Annotated in this window: 23 protein-coding genes and 1 pseudogene; 11 read left to right on the top strand and 13 right to left on the bottom strand. The window is 37.4% G+C overall.

Features of this window, described 5'->3' with window-relative positions:
• Window positions 1–222 precede the first annotated feature (222 nt).
• From HV560_RS06280 to HV560_RS06270, 3 genes are all read right to left on the bottom strand, one after another.
• Window positions 223–1,503 carry an NAD(P)/FAD-dependent oxidoreductase gene (locus HV560_RS06280; protein WP_176812416.1) on the bottom strand — a complete coding sequence of 427 codons (1,281 nt, stop codon included), beginning with the start codon at window positions 1,501–1,503 and terminating at the stop codon, window positions 223–225.
• Between the two features lie 153 nt (window positions 1,504–1,656).
• Window positions 1,657–1,986 carry a thioredoxin gene (trxA, locus tag HV560_RS06275; protein ID WP_176808166.1) on the bottom strand — a complete coding sequence of 110 codons (330 nt, stop codon included), beginning with the start codon at window positions 1,984–1,986 and terminating at the stop codon, window positions 1,657–1,659.
• Window positions 1,987–2,125: 139 nt separating this feature from the next.
• A complete protein-coding gene (locus HV560_RS06270) occupies window positions 2,126–3,424 on the bottom strand; it encodes a uracil-xanthine permease family protein (RefSeq protein WP_176812415.1) in 1,299 nt (432 codons plus the stop codon).
• 425 nt (window positions 3,425–3,849) lie between these two features.
• Here HV560_RS06270 and HV560_RS06265 point away from each other — a divergent pair, with 425 nt between their 5' ends.
• Window positions 3,850–4,029, top strand: coding sequence for a hypothetical protein (locus HV560_RS06265; protein WP_176809813.1), 180 nt, complete (start codon window positions 3,850–3,852; stop codon window positions 4,027–4,029).
• A gap of 298 nt (window positions 4,030–4,327) precedes the next feature.
• On the opposite strand, the gene HV560_RS06260 is transcribed toward HV560_RS06265, so the two are convergent.
• The 4 genes from HV560_RS06260 to HV560_RS06250 form a co-directional block, all read right to left on the bottom strand.
• Window positions 4,328–4,969: an IS1595 family transposase gene (locus tag HV560_RS06260; RefSeq protein ID WP_176812414.1), complete on the bottom strand. Its 642-nt coding sequence runs from the start codon at window positions 4,967–4,969 to the stop codon at window positions 4,328–4,330.
• Window positions 4,970–5,349: 380 nt separating this feature from the next.
• The gene (locus tag HV560_RS10380; protein WP_272955340.1) at window positions 5,350–10,236 is read right to left on the bottom strand and encodes a S8 family serine peptidase; all 4,887 of its coding nucleotides are present in this window, start codon (window positions 10,234–10,236) and stop codon (window positions 5,350–5,352) included.
• Window positions 10,196–12,007 (bottom strand): hypothetical protein, encoded by a 1,812-nt coding sequence (locus HV560_RS10375; protein WP_238348707.1) that lies wholly within the window; start codon window positions 12,005–12,007, stop codon window positions 10,196–10,198. The genes HV560_RS10380 and HV560_RS10375 overlap by 41 nt, the downstream gene beginning before the upstream one ends.
• Before the next feature lie 8 nt (window positions 12,008–12,015).
• A complete protein-coding gene (locus HV560_RS06250) occupies window positions 12,016–12,678 on the bottom strand; it encodes a hypothetical protein (RefSeq protein WP_108925033.1) in 663 nt (220 codons plus the stop codon).
• Between the two features lie 257 nt (window positions 12,679–12,935).
• Between HV560_RS06250 and HV560_RS06245 the strand changes: the two are divergent.
• Window positions 12,936–13,210 (top strand): annotated as a pseudogene (locus HV560_RS06245) (transposase); the annotation flags it as partial.
• Between the two features lie 123 nt (window positions 13,211–13,333).
• On the opposite strand, the gene HV560_RS06240 reads toward HV560_RS06245, so the two are convergent.
• The 6 genes from HV560_RS06240 to pgsA form a co-directional block, all read right to left on the bottom strand.
• Window positions 13,334–13,756 (bottom strand): DUF6792 domain-containing protein, encoded by a 423-nt coding sequence (locus HV560_RS06240; protein WP_176809811.1) that lies wholly within the window; start codon window positions 13,754–13,756, stop codon window positions 13,334–13,336.
• Between the two features lie 31 nt (window positions 13,757–13,787).
• Window positions 13,788–14,231: a hypothetical protein gene (locus tag HV560_RS06235; RefSeq protein WP_238348706.1), complete on the bottom strand. Its 444-nt coding sequence runs from the start codon at window positions 14,229–14,231 to the stop codon at window positions 13,788–13,790.
• A gap of 277 nt (window positions 14,232–14,508) precedes the next feature.
• Window positions 14,509–14,742, bottom strand: a complete 234-nt coding sequence (locus HV560_RS06230) for a hypothetical protein (protein WP_176812413.1) — start codon at window positions 14,740–14,742, stop codon at window positions 14,509–14,511.
• 374 nt (window positions 14,743–15,116) lie between these two features.
• Entirely contained in the window at window positions 15,117–15,374 is a 258-nt protein-coding gene (locus HV560_RS06225; protein WP_176812412.1) for a hypothetical protein, read from the bottom strand.
• 81 nt (window positions 15,375–15,455) lie between these two features.
• Window positions 15,456–17,291: an excinuclease ABC subunit UvrC gene (gene uvrC / locus HV560_RS06220; protein WP_176812411.1), complete on the bottom strand. Its 1,836-nt coding sequence runs from the start codon at window positions 17,289–17,291 to the stop codon at window positions 15,456–15,458.
• A gap of 74 nt (window positions 17,292–17,365) precedes the next feature.
• The gene (pgsA, locus tag HV560_RS06215; RefSeq protein WP_159629466.1) at window positions 17,366–17,914 is read right to left on the bottom strand and encodes a CDP-diacylglycerol--glycerol-3-phosphate 3-phosphatidyltransferase; all 549 of its coding nucleotides are present in this window, start codon (window positions 17,912–17,914) and stop codon (window positions 17,366–17,368) included.
• Window positions 17,915–18,113: 199 nt separating this feature from the next.
• Here pgsA and HV560_RS06210 point away from each other — a divergent pair, with 199 nt between their 5' ends.
• The 9 genes from HV560_RS06210 to modC all read left to right on the top strand — a co-directional run bounded on the left by HV560_RS06210 (window position 18,114) and on the right by modC (window position 26,241).
• On the top strand, window positions 18,114–18,779 hold the full coding sequence (locus HV560_RS06210; RefSeq protein ID WP_176808157.1) for a Bax inhibitor-1 family protein: 666 nt from the start codon (window positions 18,114–18,116) through the stop codon (window positions 18,777–18,779).
• A 28-nt stretch (window positions 18,780–18,807) separates the two neighbouring features.
• Window positions 18,808–19,158, top strand: coding sequence for a TusE/DsrC/DsvC family sulfur relay protein (locus HV560_RS06205; RefSeq protein ID WP_176812410.1), 351 nt, complete (start codon window positions 18,808–18,810; stop codon window positions 19,156–19,158).
• Between the two features lie 83 nt (window positions 19,159–19,241).
• Window positions 19,242–19,781, top strand: coding sequence for an adenine phosphoribosyltransferase (gene apt, locus HV560_RS06200; RefSeq protein ID WP_176808155.1), 540 nt, complete (start codon window positions 19,242–19,244; stop codon window positions 19,779–19,781).
• A gap of 89 nt (window positions 19,782–19,870) precedes the next feature.
• Complete coding sequence (gene dnaX, locus HV560_RS06195) at window positions 19,871–21,928, top strand: DNA polymerase III subunit gamma/tau (protein ID WP_176812409.1); 2,058 nt, start codon at window positions 19,871–19,873, stop codon at window positions 21,926–21,928.
• 4 nt (window positions 21,929–21,932) lie between these two features.
• Window positions 21,933–22,841 carry an ABC transporter ATP-binding protein gene (locus tag HV560_RS06190; protein ID WP_176809003.1) on the top strand — a complete coding sequence of 303 codons (909 nt, stop codon included), beginning with the start codon at window positions 21,933–21,935 and terminating at the stop codon, window positions 22,839–22,841.
• Window position 22,842: 1 nt separating this feature from the next.
• Window positions 22,843–23,604 carry an ABC transporter permease gene (locus HV560_RS06185; RefSeq protein WP_159629454.1) on the top strand — a complete coding sequence of 254 codons (762 nt, stop codon included), beginning with the start codon at window positions 22,843–22,845 and terminating at the stop codon, window positions 23,602–23,604.
• A 144-nt stretch (window positions 23,605–23,748) separates the two neighbouring features.
• Window positions 23,749–24,507 carry a molybdate ABC transporter substrate-binding protein gene (gene modA / locus HV560_RS06180; RefSeq protein ID WP_176812408.1) on the top strand — a complete coding sequence of 253 codons (759 nt, stop codon included), beginning with the start codon at window positions 23,749–23,751 and terminating at the stop codon, window positions 24,505–24,507.
• Window positions 24,507–25,199: a molybdate ABC transporter permease subunit gene (gene modB, locus HV560_RS06175; RefSeq protein WP_176808151.1), complete on the top strand. Its 693-nt coding sequence runs from the start codon at window positions 24,507–24,509 to the stop codon at window positions 25,197–25,199. Before modA ends, modB begins: the two co-directional genes overlap by 1 nt.
• Complete coding sequence (modC, locus tag HV560_RS06170) at window positions 25,186–26,241, top strand: molybdenum ABC transporter ATP-binding protein ModC (RefSeq protein ID WP_176812407.1); 1,056 nt, start codon at window positions 25,186–25,188, stop codon at window positions 26,239–26,241. The genes modB and modC overlap by 14 nt, the downstream gene beginning before the upstream one ends.
• Window positions 26,242–26,275: the final 34 nt, after the last annotated feature.

Below are 26,275 nucleotides of genomic sequence, written 5' to 3'. Positions count from 1 at the left end.
TATTTTGTTTAATTTTTGCAAATTCACAGTAGCATAGCGACTATCCTAGATAAATTGAAGGCAATCCTCTTAAATACACTGAACAGATTAACGAGTAAGTCATCAATTTTCCCAAATCGAAGATAAAACCTGATCACGTTTTATTTAGTCATAAAAAATCTGCACCTTAATCAGTGGTTGTTTAGTCCAACCTTTGGGTGCAGATCAATAATGCGATGGATTTTAATGTAATTTCATTGTTGGTCGTAAAAAGCGATTAATTTGTCCGACCAAAACAATCAACACTGTTTTAAAATAACCATGCAATGCAACTTGATGCATTCTATATAGCGAAAGATACGCAAATCGGGCAATTTTACCTTCAATAAACATATCGCCACTGACTAAATTTCCCATTAAATTACCCACAGTACCAAATTTTGAAAATGAGAGTAACGATCCTTTGTCATTAAATCTAAACGCTTTCATCTCTTTCCCTTCAAGCGAGGCAACAATATTTTTACCGCATTGGGTTGCCATCTGATGAGCCGCCTGTGCTCTTGGTGGAATAGGTCTACCGTCTTGAATTAACGAGGCACAATCACCAATTACAAATACCGAATCATCCACCGTAGTTTGTAAGGTATCTTTGATCGCAATTTGGTTTAAATGATTAGTTTCAAAACCAAATGCACAGGTCATATCTGGGGCTTTCACCCCTGCTACCCACACCATAATATCTGCTTCGATCTTCTCGCCTAAACGCGTCATTAAGCCATCTGGACAAGCCTCGGTAATCATTGTACCTAAGCGTACCTCTACCCCAGCTTTTTTCAGCTCTCGAAATGCAGCAATAGAAATCCTTTCGGGTAAAGCAGGAATTAAACGAGGCCCAGCCTCAATGAGTGTCACTTTTAAGCTAGCACGATTTAACTTACCAAAACCATACGAATTTAAGTTTTTAACAATATGATAAAGCTCAGCAGAAAGTTCAATACCTGTTGCGCCACCACCTACAATAGCAATTTTTACCTCTTTGTTTTCGCTATGAGAAAAACGCAAGAACAGCTCCATCATTCGCTTTTGGAACGCTTTTGCTTGTTCTGAACCATCTAAGAAAACACAATGCTTTGCAACGCCTTTCGTGCCAAAGTCATTAGATTTACTCCCAATTGCAATGACCAGTTTATCATAGCTAATATGACGTTCTTTCACTAATAATTGGCTTTGCTCGTTGTAAATAGGAGCCAGAGAAACCGATTTATTTTCTCTATCAACAGCTACTAAGGTGCCTTGTTGAAATTCAAAGCCGTGATTTTTTGCGTGAGCACGATAGCTTAATGCATCTACGCCTTCATCGAGTGTGCCTGTTGCGACTTCGTGTAACAATGGTTTCCATAAGTGAGTAGCATTGCGATCGATTAAAATCACTTTTGCCTTTTTTTTACGCCCTAATTTTCGTCCTAGATAAGTTGCAAGCTCTAATCCGCCTGCACCTCCGCCTACAATGACAATCGTCTCCATAACAATACTCCCATTTAATGAAAACCTACTCGCTTAAGTCTGATATTATCATTTGCCTATAAAACAAGCGGTCTTTTTTGCTATTTTTTTTGCATACTGATCATTCAAGAAAAAACAGAGCGATAAATTCGCTCTGCTTCCGCTCTAATTTAATTATAGTGCTTGCTTAATAAATTCAGCCATTTGGGCGTGTGGAAGTGCACCAACTTGCTGAGCAATCACTTCGCCGTTTTTGAACAAGAGTAAAAACGGAATGCTACGTACACCGAACTGTGCAGCAACAGATGGATTTTCATCTACATTCATTTTTGCAATTTTCACTTTGCCCTCAAATTGTGCATCAACAGATAACTCGTCAAGCACAGGCCCGATCATACGGCAAGGCCCACACCAAGGTGCCCAAAAATCTAATAATACCGGCACATCTGATTTTAATACATCTTGTTCAAATGTCGCATCTGTTGTATGAATAACATTACTCATAAATTTTCCTTAAATATCTAACTAAAAAAGAAACGCCTCAACTGATACGAGTTAAGGCGTACAGCATTCGTTAAGATAGTGATTAATCAATCAAATTTCAAGTAAGATTTACCGATTACATCAATCACTATTCATTGTCTTATTCATTACTTTCATCTTTCGGCAAAATTAAATTTAAAATTAATGCAAATAATGAACCTACCGTAATACCCGAACCAAATACTTCTTTTACAAATGAAGGCAATTTATCTAATAGCTCAGGGCGAGTAGTTACCGCTAATCCACAACCAATTGAAATCGCAATAATTAACCCATTACGTTTAGAACGTTCCACTTTATCTAGCATTTGAATACCGGCTGAAATAATCATTGCAAACATCATTAGCCCTGCACCACCTAAAACTGGGCTTGGAATAGAGACAATCAATGCCCCAAACCAAGGGAAAATACCTGCTAATACTAATAAACACCCCATAATTGTTACGACATAACGGCTTGCAACACCCGTTAAAGAAATCACGCCAATATTTTGTGCAAAAGAAGAAAATGGCGTAGTAGACATAATTGCGGCAAATGCGGAACCTAATCCATCACACAATACACCACCACGTAAATGTTTACCCGAAATTTCCGTTTGAGTGGCATTTCCTAGGGCTAAAAAGTTACCGCTTGATTCTACAATCGTCACTAAATAAGCGATGCTCATACCAATAATGCCTGAAATTGGGAAGGCCAGACCAAAATGCAATGGTTGAGGAATAGCAACCACATCGGCTGATTTTATATTCTCAAAATTAATCCAACCTAATACTAAAGCCACAACATAGCCGACCATCATACCAATTACAATCGCAGCGGCTGAAAAAATGCCTTTCCCCCATTGCACTAAAACCACAACGAGCACTAATACAAAGGTTGCCATCGCAAGATTTGCAGGTTCCGCATAATGAGCATCCCCTCGCTGACCACCTGCGAACCAGTCTACTGCAACAGGAATTAAACTCAAGCCGATCATCATGACAACAACGCCTGTTACTACAGGTGGGAAAAGTTTACGCACATACGGCATAAAAAAGCTACCGATAATCATCACAAGAGAGCCAACTAACGAAGCCCCCATAATCCCAGCTACGCCGTGCTCACTAAAACCGATAGCAAGAGCCGCAGCGACAAAGGTAAAACTCGTCCCCATCACGCTAGGTAAACGTAAGCCGATAGGCCCAATTCCTTGACATTGAATAATGGTGACAATACCTGAAACCAATAACGCCGCATTAACCAAAACAATAATATCTGCTGCAGGTAGATTCAACACATTACCAATTACTAACGGAACAGCAATAATACCGCCCAACGCCGCCAGCAAATGTTGCGTAGCCAAAAGAAGAGTTAAGCCGAATGGCGGTTTGGAATCAACAGGATAAAGAATTTTTTGCATAGAGCCTCAAATATCTAAGAGAAGTAAAAATGGAGCGAATTATACGGATTTAAGCACAAATAAGCAAACGTTTGCGTAATTTTATTTATCATTGATATTAAATTACAAGCGGTTATTTTTAGGTTCTAATTACCAAACAATTGCCTGTAAATGGTTCAAATCAAGTAAGTAAAGAATATGTAATGATTTCGGCAGTAACGTTAGCTGGCTTTAGCCCAAAAGATTATTGAGTAATTGGTAGTAATGATGAAAAAATAGAGAATTAGTTTCGACAGCGCTTGATAATAATCCCTAAGCATTAACGCTAACTCAACAAAGCGAATTAATAGATAATGAGTCTTTTGACTTTGATAAAGATAAATCTATTTTAGAGAGTTGTTGAGCAATGAATACTGCTGATATGGAAGGCTATTTAATTAAGTCATATGTATTTTGAAAAAATTAAAAATAAAATCAAACAGTTACAATTAGCGTTTTCTCAACAAGAATTTTATAAATGGATTGATCAGGATCGTTTTCAGATTAAAGCAGAATATCAGCTTCCAAAAGAAATCAATCCAAAATATTTTGCAGACCTATTAAGTTATAGCTTATATGAAAAATAAGCAGGAATGAAGGGGAGTCTACTGTAATTTCTCAAGTAATTAGTTCTGGAAATATTGTTTTGTGGCATAGAATTGCTAAAAAAGAAAAGGTTATAGTTTTAAAATCAGTGGGGTTGTCAATCATTACCCTGACTACCTAATTTTAACTAAGAAAAATATAAATTCAGATATTTTATAGCGTTTTTATCAGAACCAATGGAGATGACCAAATCATTAGATGATTTAATTGAAAGCATATCTTATTTTTAAATTAGGGGCTGTCCTAGATAACTAGCTTAGGGGCTGTAGTAGATTAGCCCTAAATCTCACACCATTTTCGCAACGTTTTGAGCTGTTCTTTTGGTGTACCAAAGTTAAACCGAAATTCACATTCCTTCAAGAATAAAGGGAAATTTTTTCGGTTAATTCCGTTATATTTTCGGAGTACTCGCTTCGCTTGATTCCAAAAATTCTCTATTCCGTTAATATGATTTTGATTTTCAGCGAAGTACGGGCTGTGGTTGATACGAAAATGATTAAATTCACTCACATCAAGTACATCATAACTTCGGTAAAAATCGGTGTAAACAATGCTGTCTGGTTTCACCTTTTCCCGAATAATCGGCAAAAGTGTGGCAGATTGTGTGTTCGGTACGACAACGGTATAAACCTTGCCGTCACGCTTTAAAAGCCCGAATACGGCGGTTTTACCCGCTGCACCACGACCTCGTTTACCTTTGCGAGCACCACCGAAATAGCTTTCGTCCGCTTCAATTTCACCCTCAAACATTTCCAAATGAGGGCTATGTTGATAGATGAGCAATCGCAAACGGTGAAAGTAATAGGCTGCGGTGGTTTTGTTTACATTTACCAACTCAGCCGCTGTTCGAGCAGTTACGCCTGCCACAAACAACTCGATGAGTTTATGCTGTTTGTACTGACTTAGACGACTTTTTCTCATTGGGTTATCTTAACCTAAATGGGAGTTTTAGTCGTTATCTAGGACAGCCCCTTAAATTATAATAATTAGATATTTTGAAGATCAAAATTTTAGTTTATCCACTTACTCACAAAGGAACACTATATTAAATTTCTAAAAAATACGGTACTTGTACTTGCTATAGGCGATGCTTTTATTTTGTCAGTTTGTGCCGATATGGAGAATTTTATCAATAAGCTTGAACCGACTCCAGTCACTGCATCTAGTAATAAAGTAGAAGAGCTTTCTTTTGCACAGTATCTTACTGATATTACTATTAATGAATCTTACCTTCCTCATCAAATAAAAAGTCTCACCATATTTTTCAAGAACACAGTGAGGCTTTAAAGAATTAATAAAAATTATGTCCAATTAGCAGCTAGAATTGGCTCTAATTTTGTTTTGACTGCATGCGGTAATGAAATCTGTCCTGCTGATGGTAGGGAAAACGCTGCCATTGCACTGACCAGTTTATCTACACTAGCATGGTTTAAAGACTTATTATTTGCAGCTACAAAATTTTCTACTTTATAATTCTTACCATACCAATCAGAAATAACTACTTTATCCTGAGTACCAATAACACTGACTTCTAAATCCATATTTAATTTACGGAACCAAAGTTGATTATGGTTTATATTAGTAAAACGTAACATGTCACTGCCTTGCTCATCATAGATGGTATCGATGCCATCACCTCTATTGAAATGATAAGTATCATTTCCTGAACCGCCCATTAAGAAGTCATTCCCGCGCATACCATTTAGAGAATCATTACCACCATAACCAATCAATCGATTATTTCCCGAGTTGCCTTTAAGAGAATTATTGGTATCATTCCCCGTTGCAGAAACATGTGCGTTACCAATTAACTCTACATGCTCTACATTTTCAGGTAAGGTATAAGAGACCGATGAAATAACAGTGTCAGTCCCATGATTAGCTTTCTCAATCACTTTATCAAGGTGAGAATCAACGACATAGGTATCATTACCCAAGCCACCAATCATTGTATCAAACCCAGCCTTACCATCCAGTCTATTATTACCTGAATTACCTACCAAACGATTATTTTCGCTATTTCCAATAGCGTTAATTGCAGCATTACCTAGCAGTTGAATCTCTTCAACATAGTTAGGTAATGTATAACTGACAGAAGATTTGACTATGTCGTATCCTCCATCCTTAATTTCTAGCACGTTGTCGCCTACATTATCAACAATATAGGTATCATCGCCAAATTCACCAGACATACTATCAGCACCTGATCGCCCATCTATCAGATTACCTATCGCATTTCCTTTTAGAGTATCGTTACTATTAGTTCCGGCAATAGTATGAACTAATTGAGGTAATTCTGCTTGTTCTTTGGAAAAGATAAACATCTCAGCTTTCAACTGATCAGGCTTAATGCCTTTTACTGTCACATATTGTGTACCTGCTTTAGGCTCACCTAGCCAGATTCTTGTATATTGTTCATTATTAACGCTAAATCCATAAAAGTTGATAGTAGTCACACCTTTAAACTGAGAAATATCAATTTTCTCATTTTTGTCATTGATATCAAAATCCCAAATGAGATTCTTCAACAGCCCTTTAGATGCGTTTGGAGACGTGTCTTTAACTACAATAAATCTATCACTTCCCTTACCACCTTCTGCTCTTGCCCAACTGAACTCAACATTATTGTATTGATTTAGTGTCGTATATTGTTGGTTACGATAAGTTGATGATAGTGCCGCATCATCACCTTCTAAGTACAAAACATCATTACCTGCACCACCACCAAGATAGTCAGAGCCAGCTCCACCATAGAGCGTATCGTTACCTCCGCCACCTAAAATACGATCATCACCATCATTACCGTATAGTGTATCATTGCCACCTGTGGCAGAATCCGCAGAATGCTCACCGACGATGACATCATTACCTCTTCCCCCTCGAAGGATATCATCACCATTACCCCCGAACAGGCGATCTTCACCTTCTGTTCCCCAGAAAGCCACACCAAAATCAGGTAGAGCAACTTCAGCATTATCATTCGAGAATCCATAGCCACCAGCTTGATTTAACCAATAAGGCTTAAACACCTCTGTAGTTACCACAATATTGTTATTAGTTAATCTATTAGCTTGTACATTATTCAGTCGAACTGTTTGGCCATTGCCTAAAGAAATAAGGGTGTCATTCCCCTGCTGCTGTTTAGATAAATTAAAGGATTCAAATCCAGTAAAGACTAAACGATCAGTACCCACGCTAAAATCAGTAATCACATCCTGACTATTTAATTTCTTCTCAATAATGAAAGTGTCATTTCCCTGATCTCCTGTCAATGTATTATTGCCTAGACCTCCCACTAGAACATCATTACCCTGTAAACCAACTAGGGTATCATGGCCTCGCCCACCAATAAGTATATTAGCAGCATTATTTCCAGTGAGTTTATCGTTGTAATCTCCTCCTGTCACATTTTCTATCTGTTGAGGATTTGTAATTGTCAACGCTTTTCCTGCTAAATCAGCTTTGCCTGTTGAGAGATTTACTTCAATAACACCATCCATAGCAGCCGCATTAATAGTGTCTATTCCACCATTCGTATCATTCAATGTATCGGCCGCTTGGTTGTTATGGAACTCATCCGTATATACATAAGTATCACCAGATCCATAAGCCCGTCCATAGAAACTCAATGACCAATCATGTAACGTTCCCGTGCTTCCTGTAGCAACATCAAAAACTTGTAATTTCCATTGCCCATTAGGATTCTCTCCTTTTAATAAGGTGGTATTGAATGTGTAATTTAATGTGGATGACTCCCCAAATTTAATATCTCCCATCGGATTGTCATCTTTAGGATCTTTTCCAGGTCTATTCATTAAGATAGATTCTGTGCCTGACGGAGAAATTAATTTAATAATTAAATCACTGGCTCTGGTATGTGTCAGATTGACTTTAACTGCTACATTTTCGAGTAACATGGAAAAATTCGAAACGTCTACCGAAAATTGTCTGCCGTTATTATCTGTTATAGCCTGATTAACTTTTCCTGATTTGTAGATATCCTCTAGTTTAACTTCATTTTCATAAGTATGTTGAGTATTCCAATCTTGAGCTAATCTTACCGCTGCTTGAGCATCTATTACTCCATAACCATAATCGTGACTTACATGCATGCCTGTACCATTCCAGTTCTTAGCACCATTACGTTGCCACTTGCTATCCGTTACTCCTTTTGTTGTCGCCGTAAGGGCAAGAATTTCTTGAATATCACGATATCCAAGGTAAGGATTTGCCTCAAGCATTAGTGCAATTACACCTGAAACAATAGGTGCAGAGAAACTTGTTCCATTATTACGGGCATACTCTTGCCCCAATGTTGAACCATTTTCGTTCACAATCTCACGAGAACTTGAATAGGCATCAGAACCATGGGCTGTGACTAAAACACTTGCACCTTGATTTGAATAGAAGGCAATTTTAGTCTCAAATTGTCTATTCTGCTCAGCAGATGCCACTGCAATTCCATATCTGACATTAGTCAATTCAGAATAATTAGTATTTCCGCCTTTTTGTCTATCGTTACCTGCAGAATTGACTATAACTGTCCCTAAACCATTACGCCCCTCTATCAAAGCTGGTTTATAAATATCAAAAATTGTTTTGCTTTTATCGGAAAACTTAATTTGTTGCTTAAAGTTTTGATTATGCCCCCAACTATGGTTCGCAATATCATAGTTTTTCATCTGATCCAAACTAGAAACATTTGCTCCAACCCAATAGCTTGCTACTGTGGCATCATAAGCAACACCAACCCCACCTTCCCCATTACGTTCGGCAACCATAATACCCGCAACTTCTGTAGCATGTTTACTAAAGACCTTATCTTCTTCTTGGCGTTTATATTCGTAGTCATGTAACCATTTTTTATCAATCTTATTACGTAATTCAGGATGTCGGTAGTCCGCAACTTCTTCTGCTACAGAGAATGGACCACTTGGCTCAAACTGTCCTATACGAATTTTTTTACCTGTATAATGATTCCATACAGGTGCAATATTATTCGCTTCCAAATAATACTGGCGAATGATATCAGGATCAGAAGGTAGTGAAGGCGGAACAAGATAAACTTTACCTGTTAACTCACCGCTACCAACAGTTTGAATTGCTTTAGTCCCTTTTGAGTCTTTAATAGAATATTCAAAACTCGCAATGCCTTTAAATCCTTTTGCTGGTGTAAACTCAATGTCTCCATTGGGTAGTTCTTTAATAGTACCGCCTCGAATATTGGACGCTTGATAAATGATGATTTTATCACCCTGTAGATCAATATCATTTTTCAGCAATTGAGCTGGCTTAATGATATAGGGACGTGAACCATCAAAAGCCTGACCTTTACTATCTTGGTAAAGAATATCCTCTACAGGCGTTGGATTTTCCCATTCTAAATTTACGGTAGGAACAGCATAACCCGTAATATCTTTAAAATTCATCATTTCAATATTACGCAAAAAGTCTGTGCCATCACGCCCCTGTGTTTTATCACTCACAAGGATACCATCTCCCATTTTGGTAATTTTATAATCTGCAAAATTGCCAGAAAATTCGGCAATATCAAGACCTTCACCACCGTCTAAATAATCATCTCCTCCCTCTCCAAGCAAAGTATCATTTCCTTGCCCACCATATAATAAGTCATCATCAGAACCACCAAATATGACATCGTCACCATCATCACCAAACAAACGGTCATTACCACGATGCCCTCGTATTAAATCTTTTCCTGCATTACCCGAAATAAAATCATCGCCGTTTTCGCCTGATAACGCATCATTGGCAATACTACCCACAATCACATCATTACCATCACCACCACGCACAAACACAGAGCTATTGCCTGAAGATACAAATGTATCATTCCCCCTTCCACCGTGGGCAATTTCAATTTCAGCTTTGCCTAAGTCGAGAGAGACTGGCTTATCACCAACAACCTGAACAATATCATCTCCTTTGCCACCGTGTATATTTTCAGGTAAATCATCTCCATCAATCAGTAATACATCATCGCCATCTCCGCCATGGAAGGTATCTGAACCACCTCCACCAGCTAGCCAGTTATTTTGAGCATCACCACGTAAAATATCATTACCGTTGCCTGCTTGGATATTTGTGACGCCAAGCTGCCGTGCATTTAAATCTCGATTTTGATTATCAGTTGCAGTCAGTTGCAGTAAAACTACTTGTTCCAGCAATTAGTCCAGAACCTTCTGTAACCGTTTTCTTCCCTCCTGCGACATTAGTAATTGTATGGCCACGTGGATTCGCAAGAAAATTTACAGCAACTGCTTCTTGTTTTTTACCATTGCGAATAAAGTTTCCCTTCGCTAACAGCTCATTGCCGCTGAAGAGTTGTCCTCCCATTTCTTGATATGTCAAATCAATTGCAGTAATTCCAAGACTAGAAAGTGTTTGCAACTCACCCGAATCGGTAAGACCATTATGGTTTTTATCTTGCCAAATTCTAACTTTATTAAAATCAGTATCTTTGCTATCAAAAATATTATCCTTATTCGAGTCTAATGTTCTTAATGCTTCAAATCCATTCTTAAACCGTTTTTCACCACTTTCACCGTTACGGCCAGCCTTTCCTGCATAATATTCAGAGAACACTTCTGACATATTATCAATTTTGCTATTATTATTTAGGTCTCTAACTAATAATCCATCTTGATGGCTGAGCCAGCCTGTTTCCTCCAAGGAACCACCATCGTTATCAATATCAAATAGTACAGGCTTATCATTATAACTTACAGCTTTAGCGCCATCGTCATTTAAATCAAGGATTAAAGGATCTACAGGTATATTTGGTCGGTTTCCCAAAGAACGATTAAGCATAATGGTTTCATATTGGTTAGACCAAAATTTCGGTTGGTACTTCGGAATATTAATAGCGTCTTTTGATAAATTATAATTAGCCCAACGAAAGTTATCGGTTAACATATTTGACATACTGATAGACTTGGGATCGATCAAGGCATTCAAAGTTTCTTTATTTACGCCAATTTGTTTATGTTTAGTTGCATCAAAAAATTCCGGATTGTTAATTAATGGAGTGCTTCTATTTGTAGTAATATCAAATTTATTTTTCTGTGCCAAACCATAATTAGGCCAATACTGACTTGAATAGTTCTGTAATCCTTTCTCGCTATTTCTTAAAAAATTATTGAGCCTTTCTAGAGCTAGGATGTTAGCACTAACACTATAAAGAAACGCTTGTTGAGATAACGGCATGACGTATTGATGCATAAGAAGTTCATTCCCTCTGACAGCCAATGCACCAGTATTCCATTCTTTTGAGAAAACAGTTTCCCTCTTATATTTTTGTAAAATAGAACCATACTCACTTATTGATATATCTTTGAACAATTCATTCTCTTTTCTATCCTCAATAAACTTTAATTTTACTATATGATCATTTCCATAACTTAATAAGTTTTTTAAAGCCAGATTAAGGTACTTATTGACATTGGTGCTATTATAATCATAATTATCATCCTTTATACTTACGCTATAATTTTTAACCCCTACTGGATTTCCTTTTGAGTCAATAACATAACGGATGTTTTTTGTATCCAATAGCGCTTCAAATGAACCAAAAACCAAACTTCTTTTTGCATAATCTGCGGAATTAGTATTTATATTGTAGTTCAAAAATGATCTAATTCCCAGCCTGGCATCTTCTTTATTAGAAGCTACAGTATAAATAAGCTCAACTATATCATTATGAGTTAACTCAATATTTCCAGATTTTCCTAAGGTATATTTAGAAAAATCAATCTTATCTCCATTATCCTTTATGCCAGACATAAACTTATCAATAACACCAAAGCTAGCCGCTGATACAAGCCTACCATGTCCATTTTTCATGATATCGCTCATTAAAAACATAACTTCTGCTAATTTTTTATCCTGTGCATCAAGTACTATTTTATCATATTCTTGATTCATCTTAATTATAGTCATATTCAATCCTAATTATTAGTAGAAATCTCATACTCATTAAAGTTAATAACTTCACCACATTGATTTAAAGGATAATATCTTTTTTCGGAAAGTCCATCGTATGATGGCACTTTAAGCAAATCAATATCCAAGCGATAATGATACCCTTGAATTATGTTTGTTAAGGATTTTACATTTACCAACAACACATCCTTCTTAATCAAAAAACTATCCAGATTGTAAAGCTCTAAGTGAGTTCCCCTATGATTTATAACTGAATGATCAATAAGACTTCCCACTTCAACTCCCTCCACAACTTTGGCATTCAAATCTCTAAAAAAGTCACTAAGATCTAGCTTCATTACTTTTATTAGATTACCTGAGTCATCTTCAATTAGTATATTATCGCTATAATTATATATATAATCATGCAACTTATACTCTAATTTATAAATATCTATTTTAGGAGAAACCCATATTTCACACTCTTGATCATACCTGCAACTTTCATATTTATTTTTTCTTTTCTCTCTATCCTCTTTCATTTTCTCAAAAAAACTATTTATAGAGTGATTCACATCTACTTCATTACGGTTAAAACACTCCACCTTATCATATGAATAGCAATTACTAATAATTAATATAAAACACAATAACAGATAGAGGTATTCTTTATGTTCAAAACTCTTCATAATTTATTATCTAAAACTTCTTTATACACTTATCCTGATTTCCACTTCAAATTCTAGTTAACAGCTTATATTTATACCACGCTAGATATTAACTATTGTACGAAAAATTAATTTTACAAAAATTGGTTAAGAGGTTACTCATAAATAATGACTAAATTTCTTATTTAGTTTAAGATAACGCCATGATAAAAGTCTCCTAAAATAGCACAAACTTTTCGAGCTCTTCGTCGCAGGGGTAATAGCAGCGGATGCCGCAGATAATTCGCAAACAAGTGAAGCCCAACAGCATTGTCTATACAGATTTCTACACAAGTTACGTTACGACATACTAGACATACTAAATGTGAGTGAATTTCACTATTTTCGCATCAATTACAGCATATACTTTGCAGAAAATCATAATCACATCAATAAAATTGAGAATTTTTAGAACTAAGCCAAACTCCATTTACGCAGGTTTAACGACACCTCTAAAGCTCATTTTGAGCTGTATTTGAGGAAGTGCGAATGGCGTTTTAATCACAGTAACTAACAAAATCAAATTTCCATTTTAAAACAGATTGGTTAAAGGAGCTTTAATCTAGTTATCTAGGTTAGTCACCAAGTTAATTCCTCATAGAACAAATCCTAGCAAAGAAATGTGAATAAAAAATAACTAAATATTGATTCTGTGATCTACTTCATATTTTTTATAGCCTACATTGATAAAATTTCCTTTAATATTTCCATTACGAATATTCTCATCAACAAAAGCTTTGGCATCCATTAATTGACGGTAAGGTAATCCTGTTGTTACCAAAATACCATCTTCTAGCCAATCAGCCCCTGTTTTAATTTCTGTTCCCCTATGTAACACAAACATCTCATTTGTTTTTTTATTCTTAACAATAGTTCCAGAATAACCATTAGAAGTGTTTGGCTTGTGAGCTATTAGTTCATAGGTATTAGTAAATTCTTGAGTTTGTGATTCCGGTATTTCTGCTATAATTAATGCGTCTTGAATAGAATTAGCATTAGTTATATTTTCTAATTTTGCATATGAAACAGCCGCCAATAAAGCTAAATTATCATTAGACATATTACCTCCTAAGCTTAAAGTAAAAAGTTTTCTAATAATTTGTAAGCTTGTGCAATACCATCTTCCTTACAATAAAACTGACCAGAAAAAAAATATTATTACCATGCCCAAAAATCATGTTATATTGAACAATTTTTTTCTTTATATTATTATCATAAAGTATAAATGTATTGTGACCTAAAATATTTTTAGGATATATATAAGAATATATATTAATGTTAGAGTATTTATTATTTATAGCTCTAAGTTTATGTTCTTTTCCATAGAAGTGTACTCTTGTTTGATATGAATTTCTATTTTGCACAAGAAAAGGGGTGTCAATAAATCTACTTTCAAGTATAGGATAAGGTATCCATTCAGTCTCTTTTAATGATTCATTAACCCCAGATAGCTTTCTCCACTCTTCAGGGGTTAAAAACACCTCTATTTCTTTTCCCTCCCACATTTTACAACGAATAGGGGTAGCAATAAGCATTATTATCATCTGGTGAAACAAAAATAAGAATAACCCTAGAGAGATATAACAGAATCGGTGTTTTAAAAAGTGTTGCTTTAGCTTACTCATCATAAAATCTCGCTATCATTTTTATGCTAAATCCTAAACATAGGGGATAGGATGATTATGGGTGGCGTTTATAGCACACCCAATAAGTTTAATACATCACCACATATTGAATTTGTGATCTACTTCATATTTTTTATAGCCTACATTGATAAAATTTCCTTTAATATTTCCATTACGAATATTCTCATCAACAAAAGCTTTGGCATCCATTAATTGACGATAGGGTAATCCTGTTGTAACCCAAAATACCATCTTCTAGCCAATCAGCCCCTGTTTTAATTTCTGTTCCCCTATGTAACACAAACATCTCATTTGTTTTTTTATTCTTAACAATAGTTCCTGAATAACCATTAGAGGTGTTTAGTTTATGAGCAATTATGTCATAAATATTAGTAAATTTTTCAGCTTGTGCTGTAGACATTTCTTATATTAATGCATTTTGAAGAGCATCAAGATTTTTGATATCTTTAAAATCAGCATATGAAGCGGCCGCCAATAAAGCCATATTATCATTAGACATTTATGTTTCTCCGAAATTTAGTGAAAATATGTCTTTAGTAATTCATCAGACTCTGAAATACTACTGTCATTACAGGGGATACGAGCTGAGAAAAAAGGATTTTTAGGATATCTGTAATGTAATTATATTGCACAATAATTTTTTACAGTTTTTTATCATATAAAATAAATGTATTATGACCAAACATCTTTGTTGTGTTGATATATGTATATTTATTCAAGTAGGGATATTTACTATTTACTATTTACTATTTACTATTTACTATTTACTATTTACTATTTACTATTTACTGAATTTAGGAAATGTCTATTGCCATTAAAATTCATTTCTCGTTGGTACACCCTTGATTTTTTATAAAAAAGGTTCTTTTCTGCTTTTCCTTCAGTAATTGGATAATGAATCCATTCGGTATTTTTTAATGACTCATTAACACCTGATAACTTTCTCCATTCTTCTGGTGTTAAAAACACATCTACTTCTTTGCCCTCCCACATTTTACAACGAATAAGGGTGGCAATAAGCATTATTATCATTTGGTGAAATAAAATTTAGGTCTTTGTGCAACTGCTACGTAATAACGAAAAATTTCTAAAAAATAACCGCTTGTCTATTACCTAACTATTTTTCAAAGTATCAAAAATCACGTCTGCCAATGCTTTGGAAATGCCTGGCACACTTTGAATTTCTTCAAGAGTAGCATTTTTTACGCCTTGCATACCGCCTAAATATTTCAATAAGGCTTGGCGACGCTGAGCCCCTACCCCTGCAATACTTTCTAAACCGCTCTCAGTAAAGGCTTTTTGACGTTTTTTACGATGGGCATTGATAGCGTGATTGTGAGCCTCATCTCGAATATGCTGAATTAAATGCAATGCTGGACTGTCAGGCGGCAAATTAATTTCTTTATCCCATTTACTGATGATTAAGGTTTCCAACCCTGCTTTACGTTCTACCCCTTTTGCTACACCAATCAAAAGAGGCTTTGATCTGTCCCATTCCACATTAAGGTTAGCAAAAGTCTCCAATGCCCGATTGAGCTGACCTTTACCACCATCAATAAAAATAATATCAGGGATTTTTTCAGGCGGCTGGGGTCTATCGTAACGCTTCAATAGTGCTTGCTCCATTGCAGCATAATCATCGCCAGGTGTAATACCTTCAATGTTAAAACGGCGATAATCCGATTTCAAAATACCATTTTCATCAAATACCACGCAAGCAGCCACGGTTTGATTACCCATCGTGTGGCTAATATCAAAACATTCCATTCTGGTTATTTTTTCGAGATTTAGCACCGCTTGTAACGCCTCATAGCGAGTGTGAATTCGCTCCTCTTGCTTTAACTGAACATTGAGTGCTGCCATTGCATTAGTTTGAGCTAACGCAAGATAGCGTCCTTTTTCTCCCCGCACTTTATTTAAAATCGTCACTTTATGCCCTGCTTGCTGAGAAAGCACCGCTTCCAGTGCTATTTTTTCACTTACCGCTTGGTCAATGACAATCTGATTTGGAATGGTACGATGTTGGTTCATCTGCAAATAAAACTGCCCAATAAAGGTATCGCTCAGCTCAGCAAGTTCAGTATGATTCGGCACTTTGGGAAAATAGCTTCGATTGCCTAACACTTTGCCTTGCCGCACAAAGAGAATATGCACACAAGCAATTCCATATTGATAAGCAATTGATATAAAATCCAAATCATCCCAACGGTCGGTGGTAATTGACTGTTTTTCCATTACTTCACGCACAAGTTGAATCTGATCTCGATAACGTGCTGCCATCTCAAACTCAAGATTTTCAGCCGCACTTTCCATTTTCCCGATCAGATACTCAACCACTTGATGATCTTTGCCTTGTAAAAAAAGTCGAACTAATTTGACTTGGTTATTGTATTCCTCTTGCGTACAGTAACCCTCAACACAAGGAGCAAGGCAACGTCCAATTTGATATTGCAAGCAAGGGCGAGAACGATTTTTGTAGTAACTATCTTCACATTGACGCACAGGAAAAATCTTTTGTAACAAATAGAGCGTTTCTCGCACTGCGGTAGCATTTGGGTAGGGCCCAAAATATTCACCGCTCATTTTTTTGCTGCCTCGAAAACTGGTGACACGAGGATGCGGGTGCTTTGTAAGCAAAATATAAGGATAGGCTTTGTCATCACGTAGAAGCACATTATATTTGGGCTGATTTTCTTTAATATAGTTGTGTTCTAGCAGCAACGCTTCTGTTTCAGAATGGGTAAGTGTTGTCTCAATATGAGCAATATGAGACACTAATGCTTCGGTTTTACGATTGGGTAAATTCGCACGGAAATAGCTAGATAAACGCTTTTTTAAATCTTTGGCTTTACCCACATAGATAATGGTTCCCGTGCCATCATACATACGATAAACACCTGGTTGATGAGGGACATCGGCAAGAAAAGATTTGGCATTAAATTCGGACATTAGGCTTAATGAACTTCATAGTATGCAATGCTAGGAATGCCTATAATTGCAAAAAAATAATAAAAATGAACCGCTTACGACTTCAACAAACTACTTTTTGAGGCATTTAAATATTGCAACATAGACCAAATAGTCAAACCTGCTGCAATATAAAGTAGGATAAAGGCTAAAATCTCCATTGCTTCGCTTTGTCGCCAAATCATCCCACCTAAGGCTAACATTTGTGCAGTGGTTTTCACTTTTCCCCAAATTGAAACCGCAATGCTTGCTCTCTCACCAAGTTCTGCCATCCATTCACGCAAGGCAGAAATAATAATTTCTCGTGCAATCATAATGCAGATGGGAATTGTGATCCACCAAGTATGATAATATTCGGCTACACACACAAAAGCCACCGCAACCAACACCTTATCAGCAACAGGGTCTAAAAACGCACCTAGTCTGGTTGTTTGATTCCATTTACGTGCTAGATAGCCATCAAAAGCATCCGTAATGGAAGCAATAAAAAAGATAAAAGTTGCAATTTCAGCAGCATATTTAGTGGGTAGATAGAACGCCACAATAAACAGTGGGATCATTGCGATACGAACCAAGGTTAAACAAGTTGGGAAATTAAGTATCATAACAGGTCTAAAGAAACAAGCAGTAGAATTGGATTAAGTGTAACATAACTAAATTATTTTTTTTACTCTTACGTGACAAAATCGCATTGACTTTACCATCAATTATCGCTAACTTAGGGCTCGATTTATGGAAATTTATCCATAGATATAAATCCATCGGCTTTTCCGATTTAAAAACAAAAAAATAGAAGGAATTTTTATGGAAAATCGTTTAGCTCATAGCTACTCAACCAAAGAATCACTCATCAGCACTCACAAAGTGCTTCGTAATACTTATATGTTGTTGGCAATAACCTTAACTTTCTCCGCAGTAGTTGCTTTTACCTCAATGGCAATGAATGCACCAATGATGCCTTGGTGGGGATTGTTAGTAGGTTTCTACGGATTGCTTTTCTTAACTAACGCAACAGCTAATAGTAGTGCTGGAATTTTAAGCGTATTTGCTCTAACTGGTTTCTTAGGCTACACCTTAGGCCCAATCTTAAATCGTTATATTGGAGCAGGCTTAGGCGATATTGTTGCCCTTGCATTTGGTGCAACTGCATTAGTTTTCTTTGCCTGTTCAGCTTATGTATTAACAACGAAAAAAGATATGAGCTTTATCAGTGGAATGATGATTGCCCTTTTTGTGGTGTTATTAGTCGGCATTGTGGCAAATATCTTCTTAGCTATTCCAGCTTTAAGCTTAGCATTAAGCAGCTTATTTATCATCTTCTCAAGCGGTGCTATTTTGCTTGCAACTAGCAATATTATTCACGGTGGTGAAACCAACTATATTCGTGCAACGGTTGATTTATATGTTTCTATCTACAACCTATTTGTGAGTTTCTTACAAATCTTTGGCGTATTAGGTAATGACGATTAATACCAAAATTTAAGAGGAATGCCACTTTATGTGGCATTTTTATTTTATGTCTATTGAACTAAATAATATCGAATATCCAACTGATGATGCAGGCTATTTAAAAAACTTAGCTGACTGGTCTTCAGAATTAGCAGAAAAAATCGCAGAAAAAGAGCAAATCACATTAACTGAAGAACATTGGGAAATCATCTATTTGGTGCGTGATTTTTATCAAGAATACAAAACGTCCCCTGCTATTCGTATGTTAGTGAAAGCCATTGCACAAGAATTTGGCGAAGAGAAAGGTAGCAGCCGTTATTTGCAGCGTTTATTTCCTGAAGGTCCCGCGAAACAAGCCACAAAAATTGCAGGATTACCTAAACCCGCAAAATGTTTATAAGGAAATTTACTATTCTCCTTGAAATTTCTCCCATTTTTCTATAGAGTTTTCTGGTTATTTTCAAATTATATATAGGTTAAATAATGAGCCAATTAGATTTAATTAAATCTTCCATCAAATCTATTCCTGATTACCCTAAAGCAGGGATTATTTTCCGTGATATTACTTCTCTCTTAGAAGTGCCAACAGCTTTTCAAGCAGCAGTTGATGCTATTACGGCTGAATTTAAAGACAAAGGCATTACGAAAATTGTCGGCACGGAGTCCCGTGGCTTCATTTTCGGGGCCCCTGTTGCTTTAGCACTTGGCGTGCCTTTTGTATTAGTTCGCAAACCTAAAAAATTACCCCGTGAAGTCATTTCTCAGTCTTATACTTTAGAATATGGCGAAGACACGTTAGAAATTCACAAAGATGCCATTAATACTAACGACAATGTGTTAATGATTGACGACCTATTAGCCACTGGCGGCACGATTGATGCAACAGCCAAATTAATCCGCCGCTTGGGGGGCAAAGTAGAAAATGCTGCGTTTGTTATTTGGTTACCTGAGTTAGGTGGCAAAGAGCGTTTAGCAAAAGAAGGCATTACCTCCTTTAGCTTAGTCAGTTTTGAAGGACATTAACCTGTTGCAAGCGGTCGTTTTTTATTAATTTTTTGCAAAAAAATAACAAAAATGAACCGCTTGTAAATATTCTCTCACTAGAAAAGCCTATGAGTTATCAAGTTTTAGCCCGCAAATGGAGACCACAACGCTTTTCAGAAGTCGTTGGGCAACAGCACGTTTTATCTGCTCTTGAAAATAGTTTAAGAGAAGATAGACTTCACTATTCCTACCTGTTTTCAGGTACGCGTGGTGTTGGTAAAACGTCAATTGCCCGTCTGTTTGCTAAAGGGCTAAACTGTGAAGACGGTATTACGGCCGAGCCTTGTGGTGAATGTGCTAATTGTAAAGCAATTGAAGAGGGGCATTTTATCGATCTGATTGAGATCGATGCTGCCTCTCGCACCAAAGTGGAAGACACCCGTGAACTACTTGATAATGTGCAATACAAACCAACTGTTGGGCGTTTTAAAGTTTATCTGATTGACGAAGTGCATATGCTCTCCCGCCACAGTTTTAATGCGTTACTAAAAACGCTTGAAGAGCCGCCTGAATACGTCAAATTCTTATTAGCCACTACCGATCCACAAAAGTTACCGATTACCATTTTATCGCGTTGTATGCAATTTCATTTGCGTGCATTAGAGCAATCGCAAATCGCAAACCATTTAGAGTTCATTCTCAACGCAGAAAGCATTCCCTACGAAACCCTTGCGATTGAAAAGCTGGCAAAAGCGGCACAAGGTAGCATTCGAGACTCTCTCAGCCTGACTGATCAAGCTATCGCAATGAGTAATGGAAATATTACATTACCTATTGTAAGCCAAATGCTCGGGCTAATTGATGACAACCAACCCCTAGAATTAGTGCAAGCGATTGCCCAAGCTGATGGCGAAAAAGCAATGGCAATCATTGAGCAAGTTGCCTCTAAAGGCGTGAATTGGCAACAGCTACTCAGCGATATTGCAGAAACCTTGCACAAAATTGCGATGCTGCAACTCTTGAAAACAACCACAACCGAAGAAACCCTTATTCATTTTCTGGCAAAACAGATACCACCTGAAGATGTGCAATTTTTCTATCAACTCATTCTTAACAGTAAAAAAGAGCTGCTATTTGCTCCAGAACAGCGTGCTGGAGTAGAAATGGCAATATTGCGTGCTTTAGCTTTCCACCCAAAACAGACTGAAAGAATGGCTACATTAGCCACATCGCCTACTTCTGTTATGCCACAAGTAAACCATCTGGCTTCACATACGCAATCAAAACCACAAAATCAAATCGCTAAATTAAAAGAAAATTTTGATAGAACTCAGGAAAAAGCAGTCATTGACTCACCCGATACGCAAGTCATTGAAACAAAAGCGACTGATATAAAACCAGCAATACAGCAAGAAAATAGTCCGCCTACGCTTTCTCCTGCAATGGCAGCACTTGAAGCTCGTAAAAAATTACAGCAACAGCAAGCCAATTTAGCTCAAACTGAAAAAAAAAAGCCTGAGCTAACACCTACTCGATTTGTTGCAAAAAAATCAGAAAATTCGACCGCTTTATTGCACGAACACTTTATTCACTTTACTGAAAATCAACACCAAGTTGCTCAGCCAACTACTCAGAAAGTAGAATTTGCACCCAAAAGCGTTGAAGATGAAGATTACCAATGGACTTGGCTCAATCCTGAATTAGAAAGCCAAGAAGACAGTGCTAAACCGTCGGATATTAAACAAGCCATTTTGCAAGAACGTACGCCTGAATTGGTGCAAAAAACCATTAAATTATCTTGCCAACAAGATAGATGGTGCGATATTACCAATTCGCTCCACTTAGGCGGTTTTTCTCGCCAAATTGGCCTAAATAGCTACTTAGACAAACACGCTGATAGCCACCTTTCTTTGGTTTTGAAACCGAATATGGCACATTTAGATAATGTAGAATCACGTAAAAATTTAGAAATAGCCTTAGCTGAAAAAGGTTACACCTACGATTTATCCATAGGCGACAATGCGGAAAAACCGACTCCGCTCGAAATTCGCCGAACAATTTTCAAACAATTAACGGAAGCAGCCAAATCAGCGTTGCTTAATGATGAAAAATTGATGTTACTTCGCAACGCCTTTGATGCAAACATTGACGAATCGACTATTCGGGCGGTTGCAGAAAGTGAGTAAAGAGATGAAAGCATTAGAATTAATCAACCTTGTTAAAACCTATCCAACTGGCATAAAAGCGGTAAAAGGGATCAACCTTGTGGTTGAACAAGGCGATTTCTACGCCTTGTTAGGACATAACGGTGCAGGAAAATCCACAACTATTGGCATTATCAGCTCACTTGTGAATAAAACAAGTGGGAGCGTGAAAGTCTTTGGCTACGATTTAGATACGCAAAAAGTGCAACTAAAACACCAAATTGGCTTAGTACCACAAGAGTTTAATTTTAATCAATTTGAAAAAGTTATTGATGTGTTGGTGCAGCAGGCTGGCTTCTACGGTATTGCTCATAAAGAAGCATTAATACGGGCAGAAAAGTGGCTAAAATTACTCGATTTATGGGAAAAACGAACTCATCTTACCCGTGAACTTTCAGGGGGAATGAAACGTCGAGTGATGATTGCCAGAGCTTTAATGCACAATCCAAAACTGTTGATTTTAGATGAACCAACAGCAGGTGTAGATATTGAACTTCGCCGTTCATTATGGGATTTCCTACGAGATCTGAATAATCAAGGCACAACCATTATTCTTACTACGCACTACTTGGAAGAAGCTGAAATCCTGTGCCGTCATATCGGTATTATTCAAAATGGTGAACTCATTGAAAATACCTCAATGAAGGCTCTGCTTACAAAATTAGAAAGTGAGGTTTTTGTGTTAGATTTGCAAAATTCTGATAAAAATCAACCGCTTGTTATTCAACATTATCCACATAAGTGGCTAGATGAAAATACCCTTGAAGTGAATGTAAAACGCCAGCAAGGGCTCACTCATCTCTTCTTGCAAATTGCTGAGCAAGGAGCAGAAGTATTAAGTATGCGTAACAAATCTAATCGCTTGGAAGAACTTTTTATCAATATGGCTCAATAAAATGAATTTTATCGGATTTTATACCTTAGCTTGCAAAGAATGTCGCCGTATTCTACGAATTTGGCGACAAACCATTGTGCCACCAGTTATCACCACTACGCTATATTTTTTGATTTTTGGTAAATTAATCGGCGGACGTATTGGGGAAATGAACGGTATAGGCTATATGGAATTTATCGCTCCTGGCTTAATTATGATGACAGCAATTACCGCCTCTTATGTGAATACCGCCTCATCTTTCTTTTTAAGCAAATTCACTCGTGATTTTGAAGAGCTACTGATTTCGCCCCTTTCCACTCATAATATTATTTGGGGCTATGTGTTAGGCAGTATCCTACGAGCAAGTTTAGCCGCCCTATTAGTAATGTGTGTGGCGATGATTTTCGTCAGACTTGATATCTATTGCGTTAGCGTCATTATTTTAACGCTCTTTTTAACCATTATTGCCTTTGCATTAGGTGGCTTGATTAATGCGGTTTTTGCTAAATCTTTTGATGATATAGGGATCATTCCAACCTTTGTACTTACGCCTCTTACTTATTTAGGTGGCGTGTTTTATTCTATCTCGCTACTGCCTGAATTTTGGCAAACAGTGTCAAAATTCAACCCGATTGTGTATATGATTAATGGCTTAAGATACGGCTTTCTTGGTATTAGCGATGTGCATTTGATTTATACATTTGCAGTACTCATTGCATTATGTGTGGTGCTATATAGTGTAGCTTATTCTTTAATTCAACGAGGGATTGGGCTAAGGTCTTAGATATGTGCCTGGCACGCACAAGTGCGTAACCAGGTTACGCATAGATGAGTGGCTCTGCCACTCTAAATTACGAAGCCCTAGAGGGGCTGAATTATGCTTAACCCTTTATGGCTTGCCGTGCGGGGGAAAAAGGAGAAAAACCAAATGAACAAACTCAAAAAACTCACTATTTCCGCTTTATTCGCCCTTGCCTCAACTTCAGCGTGGGCGGAGAACATAACTGTTTTTGCCGCAGCTTCAATGACAAACGTATTGCAGGAAATTAATCAAGATTTTGAGCGACAATATCCTGAAGATAAAGTAACCTTTTCTTTTTCCTCCTCTTCCGCATTAGCCAAACAAATTGAACAAGATGCACCAGCAGATGTTTTTATTTCTGCTGATCTAAAATGGCTGGATTATCTTGCCAAAAAACAACCTGCTAAAATTAAAAACAGAACCAATATCATCAAAAATGCCCTCGTTTTAGTTGCCCCGAAAGAGAGTGAAATTCAAGCCAATAGCATACAAGCGGTCGATTTTACCAAAGAATTAGCAAACAGCTATTTATCTGTGGGCGATCCTTCCCACGTTCCAGCAGGCAGATACGCCCAAAAAGCTTTAACTTACTATAATTTATGGGAAACGGTTGAGCCCAAATTAGCTCGTGCAAAAAATGTGCGAGATGCGCTCTCCTTTGTTGAACGTGGCGAATCGCCATTAGGCATTGTGTATGCAACGGATGCAAAAGCGTCTGATAAAGTGAAAGTCGTTGCTATTTTCTCACCTGAAAGCTATGGCGAGATTGTTTACCCTGCCGCGGTGGTGAGTGAAAAACAATCTGCCATAAAATTTTTAGATTTTCTACAAACACCAGAAGCCAAAGCCCGATTTGAAGCCGCTGGATTTAAACTGATTGAGTGATGTTTGATTTTACCCCACAAGAACTCAATGCGATTGTTCTCAGCCTAAAAGTTGCCTCCATTGCAGTGATGCTTGCCCTGCCACTTGCCGTGTGGGTGGCTTGGTTGCTTTCTCGCAAACAATTTTGGGGTAAAAATCTCTTAAACGGCATTGTGCATCTTCCCCTAGTTTTGCCTCCTGTTGTTATTGGCTATTTATTGCTTATCTCGATGGCGAAACGAGGAGTAATCGGACAATACCTGTGGGAGTGGTTTAATGTTAGCTTTAGTTTTTCTTGGAAGGGAGCGGTGCTTGCCTCAATGGTGATGGCATTTCCGCTAATGGTGCGTTCTATTCGCTTAGCGTTTGATTCAGTTGATCCTAAACTGGAACAAGCTGCCCGCACCTTGGGGGCAACACCGCTCAACGTCTTTTTCACCCTCACGCTACCGCTTTCATTCTCGGGTATTGTGGCTGGCACGGTGTTAGGTTTTGCTCGCTCGTTGGGTGAATTTGGGGCAACCATTACCTTTGTGTCCAACATTCCAAACCAAACCCAAACCATTCCAGCTGCCCTGTTTACCTTTATCGAAACCCCAGATGGCGAAATGGCAGCTGCTCGGCTTTGTATGGTGGCAATCGTCATTTCACTTATCGCCCTATTCTGTTCCGAATGGTTAGCGGAAAGGCAAAAACGTTATGCTAAAACTTAATCTTACCCAACAACTCAGTAACTTTGAGCTGAACATTAATCTCACTCTTCCAGCAAAAGGCGTTACTGCTATTTTCGGTCGTTCGGGGGCGGGTAAATCTAGCCTGATTAATTTAATTGCGGGGCTTTCTACGGCACAATCTGGGCTGATTGAATTAAACGGACGTACGCTGTTTGACAGCCAAAAAGGCATAAATCTTCCGCCTGAAAAACGCCATATTGGTTATGTATTCCAAGAACATCGACTTTTTCCTCATTATTCGGTGGAGAAAAACCTCAAATACGGTTGCAAGCGGTCAAATTCTGCCGATTTTTTGCAAATTGTCGAGCTTTTAGGCATTTCTCATTTGTTAGATCGCTACCCTGCCAGCCTATCTGGCGGTGAAAAACAGCGTGTAGCAATTGGACGTGCGTTATTAAGTTCTCCAGATATTTTATTGATGGATGAGCCTTTATCTGCTCTTGATCTGCCTCGTAAACAAGAGCTTTTAGATTATTTAAGCCAGCTTGCCACTACACTTGAAATCCCGATTTTATACGTTAGCCATAGCCTCGATGAAATCGTGCGGCTGGCGGATAATTTAGTATTGCTTGAAAACGGCAAAGTGACCGCCTTTAATACTGTTGTCAATGTTTGGCAAAGCCCTGCATTTGAAGCTTGGCAGCCAAATAATCAACGTATTAGCCTGCTTGAGCTGCCTATTAAAGAACATCAAACTCGCTATAAAATGCTGGGGCTTGATCTCAATGGCCAGATATTATGGATTAACGAAATCCCTCACTACCGCCTAGGTGAAAAATTGCGTGTGACTATTGCAAGTGCTAATGTTTCGCTAAGCATTGAAAAGCCAGCACAAAGTTCTATTCGTAATATATTAAAAGGCATCGTATGCCAAATTGAGCATCACTCAAATAAAGTGGATATACAGATCAATGTCGAAAATCAACAAATTTGGAGTACGATTAGCTTGTGGTCTTTTGAGGAACTGGCCATTTCAAAAGGGCAAACCGTCTATCTACAAGTCAAAAGCGTTTCTTTATAGATTTGCAAAATTTTGGTAAAATCCAACCGCTTGT

The sequence above is a fragment of the Mannheimia pernigra genome (genome assembly GCF_013377995.1).
In the GTDB taxonomy this organism is placed as follows: Bacteria; Pseudomonadota; Gammaproteobacteria; order Enterobacterales; family Pasteurellaceae; genus Mannheimia; species Mannheimia pernigra.
The sequence above is the reverse complement of the archived record's forward strand: the minus strand, read 5'-3'. Positions and strand labels throughout refer to the sequence as shown.

Coding starts and splice junctions, on each gene's coding strand:
- HV560_RS06280 (WP_176812416.1), bottom strand. CDS start 1,503: ATGGAGACGATTGTCATTGTAGGCGGAGGTGCAGGCGGATTAGAGCTT.
- trxA (WP_176808166.1), bottom strand. CDS start 1,986: ATGAGTAATGTTATTCATACAACAGATGCGACATTTGAACAAGATGTA.
- HV560_RS06270 (WP_176812415.1), bottom strand. CDS start 3,424: ATGCAAAAAATTCTTTATCCTGTTGATTCCAAACCGCCATTCGGCTTA.
- HV560_RS06265 (WP_176809813.1), top strand. CDS start 3,850: ATGTATTTTGAAAAAATTAAAAATAAAATCAAACAGTTACAATTAGCG.
- HV560_RS06260 (WP_176812414.1), bottom strand. CDS start 4,969: ATGAGAAAAAGTCGTCTAAGTCAGTACAAACAGCATAAACTCATCGAG.
- HV560_RS10375 (WP_238348707.1), bottom strand. CDS start 12,007: ATGACTATAATTAAGATGAATCAAGAATATGATAAAATAGTACTTGAT.
- HV560_RS06250 (WP_108925033.1), bottom strand. CDS start 12,678: ATGAAGAGTTTTGAACATAAAGAATACCTCTATCTGTTATTGTGTTTT.
- HV560_RS06240 (WP_176809811.1), bottom strand. CDS start 13,756: ATGTCTAATGATAATTTAGCTTTATTGGCGGCTGTTTCATATGCAAAA.
- HV560_RS06235 (WP_238348706.1), bottom strand. CDS start 14,231: ATGCTTATTGCTACCCCTATTCGTTGTAAAATGTGGGAGGGAAAAGAA.
- HV560_RS06230 (WP_176812413.1), bottom strand. CDS start 14,742: ATGTCTACAGCACAAGCTGAAAAATTTACTAATATTTATGACATAATT.
- HV560_RS06225 (WP_176812412.1), bottom strand. CDS start 15,374: ATGATAATAATGCTTATTGCCACCCTTATTCGTTGTAAAATGTGGGAG.
- uvrC (WP_176812411.1), bottom strand. CDS start 17,291: ATGTCCGAATTTAATGCCAAATCTTTTCTTGCCGATGTCCCTCATCAA.
- pgsA (WP_159629466.1), bottom strand. CDS start 17,914: ATGATACTTAATTTCCCAACTTGTTTAACCTTGGTTCGTATCGCAATG.
- HV560_RS06210 (WP_176808157.1), top strand. CDS start 18,114: ATGGAAAATCGTTTAGCTCATAGCTACTCAACCAAAGAATCACTCATC.
- HV560_RS06205 (WP_176812410.1), top strand. CDS start 18,808: ATGTGGCATTTTTATTTTATGTCTATTGAACTAAATAATATCGAATAT.
- apt (WP_176808155.1), top strand. CDS start 19,242: ATGAGCCAATTAGATTTAATTAAATCTTCCATCAAATCTATTCCTGAT.
- dnaX (WP_176812409.1), top strand. CDS start 19,871: ATGAGTTATCAAGTTTTAGCCCGCAAATGGAGACCACAACGCTTTTCA.
- HV560_RS06190 (WP_176809003.1), top strand. CDS start 21,933: ATGAAAGCATTAGAATTAATCAACCTTGTTAAAACCTATCCAACTGGC.
- HV560_RS06185 (WP_159629454.1), top strand. CDS start 22,843: ATGAATTTTATCGGATTTTATACCTTAGCTTGCAAAGAATGTCGCCGT.
- modA (WP_176812408.1), top strand. CDS start 23,749: ATGAACAAACTCAAAAAACTCACTATTTCCGCTTTATTCGCCCTTGCC.
- modB (WP_176808151.1), top strand. CDS start 24,507: ATGTTTGATTTTACCCCACAAGAACTCAATGCGATTGTTCTCAGCCTA.
- modC (WP_176812407.1), top strand. CDS start 25,186: ATGCTAAAACTTAATCTTACCCAACAACTCAGTAACTTTGAGCTGAAC.